Source organism: Desulfovibrio sp. 1214_IL3152 (genome assembly GCF_036763055.1).
Taxonomy (GTDB): Bacteria; Desulfobacterota; Desulfovibrionia; order Desulfovibrionales; family Desulfovibrionaceae; genus Desulfovibrio.
This window is the reverse complement of record NZ_JBAIYW010000476.1, coordinates 1-2,792: the sequence shown is the minus strand read 5'-3', so window position 1 is coordinate 2,792 and position 2,792 is coordinate 1. Positions and strand designations below refer to the sequence as shown.

The 2,792-nt window shown below is 55.6% G+C and carries 4 protein-coding genes; 3 read left to right on the top strand and 1 reads right to left on the bottom strand.

Going from position 1 to position 2,792, the window contains the following annotated elements; genetic code table 11:
* The first annotated feature begins 147 nt into the window (after positions 1–147).
* The 3 genes from V6C07_RS10090 (at position 148) to V6C07_RS10080 (ending at position 2,416) form a co-directional block, all read left to right on the top strand.
* On the top strand, positions 148–975 hold the full coding sequence (locus V6C07_RS10090; protein WP_333536323.1) for a substrate-binding domain-containing protein: 828 nt from the start codon (positions 148–150) through the stop codon (positions 973–975).
* A gap of 376 nt (positions 976–1,351) precedes the next feature.
* Positions 1,352–1,837 carry a hypothetical protein gene (locus V6C07_RS10085; protein ID WP_333536322.1) on the top strand — a complete coding sequence of 162 codons (486 nt, stop codon included), beginning with the start codon at positions 1,352–1,354 and terminating at the stop codon, positions 1,835–1,837.
* A gap of 93 nt (positions 1,838–1,930) precedes the next feature.
* Positions 1,931–2,416 (top strand): hypothetical protein, encoded by a 486-nt coding sequence (locus V6C07_RS10080; protein ID WP_333536321.1) that lies wholly within the window; start codon positions 1,931–1,933, stop codon positions 2,414–2,416.
* Between the two features lie 171 nt (positions 2,417–2,587).
* On the opposite strand, the gene V6C07_RS10075 is transcribed toward V6C07_RS10080, so the two are convergent.
* Positions 2,588–2,792 (bottom strand): hypothetical protein (locus tag V6C07_RS10075; protein WP_333536320.1); only part of this gene is annotated, 205 nt, incomplete at its 5' end.

The following is a 2,792-nucleotide window of genomic DNA, read 5'->3' as shown; positions in this document are numbered from 1 at the left end:
CATTCTCAAAGTTTAAGGCACGCTCACTTCGGCGTTTAACCGCGCAGATAAACTGCGCTTACGCCTCCGTAGCGAACGTCTGCTCACGCAGCCGCCAGAGCAATTTCAAAGTGAAATTGCTCTAACGTTTTCAACAGGAGTATACCGATGTCTCGTATGTCCCGCCTGTTTCTGACTGCCTGTGTCCTTGGTTCGCTGGTCTTTGCCCCTGGGGCGCGTGCCGCGGACGTGCTGATGATGGCAACCACCACCAGCACCCAGGATTCCGGCCTGCTGGAATATCTTGAGCCGTTTTTTAAAAAAGAAACCGGCATCGAATTGAAGTGGGTGGCCGTGGGAACCGGCAAGGCGCTTGAAATCGCCAAAAACTGTGATGCGGACGTGCTGCTGGTGCATGCCCCGGCCGCCGAGATGGAATTCGTCCAGGCCGGACACGGCATAGACCGCCGCCAGATCATGTATAACGACTTTGTCATCGTTGGCCCAGCGGCCGACCCGGCCAAGGTCGCGGGAAAAGGCAGCGCCGAGGCCCTTGCCCGCATCTTTAAAAGCAAGGCGGGCTTTGTGAGCCGCGGCGACCAGTCCGGCACGCACAAGGCCGAACAGAAACTCTGGAAGCAGGCGGACATCACGCCCGACAAGGATCCGGCGTATTTCTCCGCAGGCCAGGGCATGATGGCTACATTGAACATGGCGGCGGAAAAAAAGGCCTACGCGCTGACGGACCGGGGAACCTGGATTACCTTTGCCGACAAGGCGGGGGCCGGTAACCCCCTGGCGATAGTGGTGGAGGGAGATACTGCCCTTTTCAATCAGTACAGCGTCATCACGGTCAATCCCGAACACTGCCCCAAGGTTGACAGGGCATTGGCGCAAAAGTTCGAAGACTGGTGGGTAGCGCCGTCTACGCAGCAGAAAATCGCTGACTACACGCTGAAGGGCAAGCAGCTTTTCTTTCCCAATGCGGGCAAATAATCAGAGCCTTTTTACTTTGAAACTGCCCTGGCGGCTGCGTGAGTAAACGCAAGATATTTGCGCTGTCACGCGCCGCAGAGGGCGTGCTTTGAACTTTGAGAGTGTCCATTCTCAAAGCTCATCTGCTCTAGAGCAATTTCACTTTGAAATTGCTCTGGCGGCTGCGTGAGCAGACGTTCGCTACGGAGGCGTAAGCGCAGTTTATCTGCGCGGTTAAACGCCGAAGTGAGCGTGCCTTAAACTTTGAGAATGTATATTCTCAAAGTTAATCTGCTCTAGGGAAACGCTGATTTATTCCGTTTGGCGGCGTTGCTCCGCTTTTTTTGAAACAGTCGAGGACTGTAACACGGCCCTTACGGCCGCGCCCTGGAGAGTAATGATGTACCCGCGTTTTGTTTTTTGCCTGCTGGCTTTGTGCCTGACCGTTTTTGCAGCCCCTGCTGCCGCGAAAACCTATGATCTGGCCTTCATAAGCGCCGACATTCCCGATGCCTGCCATTTTATGACGCGCGATGGGGCGGTTTTTGTGCTGGACGATGAAGACCACTTTTTTACCCTCAACATTGTCGAGCGTGATAAAAGCGTAAGTCTTGAGGAATACGCGCAAAAGCTCTCCCGCTCCATCAACGGTGGGCCTGTGAGCAAGGCGGGAGAAGACGCCTGGACCTTTCTGGTCAAGGTGGCTGTGGTTCCCTTCAACGTTCTTGTCATGGGAAATGACGAGCACGTGGCAGAGCTTTTTACCGACCAGAACCGGGCGGAATGGCCCAAGGACATAAAGAGCGCCCTTGATTCCATCAAGGGGAAAACACCGGCGCTGGACAGCCTGCTGCAAAAGCTTCTTGCGCCGCGCCAGCCGTAAAAATTCTCTGGCCGGAGCACTACTTTTTTATGGACAAACAGACAGGCCCGTGAGAATTTTTCACGCACCGAGGATCATACACAGGAGATCACCATGTTGAACAGATTTTTCCTGCTTCCCCTCTTCTGCCTGTCGCTTCTGGCCTTGTCATGCCCTGCTCTGGCCAAGGAGATGAAGTTTGGCCATTTCAGCATGGACGTGCCTGCCGCATGTACCGTGCAGGAGCGTGAAGGCAAGGTCACGGTCAGGGCCACGCCGGAAACTTTCTTTACCATCGCCGTCTTCACCAGAGGCGAGGCCGGAAACCTTCCCGACAAGGACTTTGCCGCCAAGCTCGCGCAACAGCTCAAAGGCTCTGCCCCCATAGCCACCGAAGACGGCGGCTGGAGCTTCACCACCAGGGCCGGAACCGTCGCGGCCAATGTGGATGTGGTCGGTGATGCCGATTACGTCATGATGTTCATGAGCGATGCCGGCGACAAGGAGTGGCCCGAAGCGCTTCAGGCGGCCTACGATTCCATCAAGGGCAATAACGCCAAGGTTGACGACTTCTTGCAAAAAACCCTGTTTGCCGAATAAAACCAGGGCATGCTCGTCTGTCGTCATACAAAGCGGCGGCACAAAAGCGGATACTTTGCCCGGCCTGAAAAGGCCGGGCATATTTTTTAGAGCAATTTCACTTTGAACTTGCTCTGGCGGCTGCGGGAGCAGTCGCCCGCCGCAAAGGGACAAGCGTAATTTTCGTGCGTATTAAGCACCGAGGCGGTGCACGCCGTAAACTTTGGAATGTACGTTCTCAAAGTTGATCTGCTTCAGGTTCGCCTTTCGCAAGGCTCTGCCGAGGATCTTTGCCAAAGCGTCTTTTCTTGCCGGAATCCGGCCAGACAGTAGCGCGGCATGCGGCACGTCAACGGCCGCCAGATCCGGCATTTCCGGCAATGACCGGGCTGCGCCG

Bases quoted from the DNA above. Each gene is read 5' to 3' on its own strand.
- V6C07_RS10080 (WP_333536321.1), top strand. From the start codon at position 1,931: ATGTTGAACAGATTTTTCCTGCTTCCCCTCTTCTGCCTGTCGCTTCTG.
- V6C07_RS10090 (WP_333536323.1), top strand. From the start codon at position 148: ATGTCTCGTATGTCCCGCCTGTTTCTGACTGCCTGTGTCCTTGGTTCG.
- V6C07_RS10085 (WP_333536322.1), top strand. From the start codon at position 1,352: ATGATGTACCCGCGTTTTGTTTTTTGCCTGCTGGCTTTGTGCCTGACC.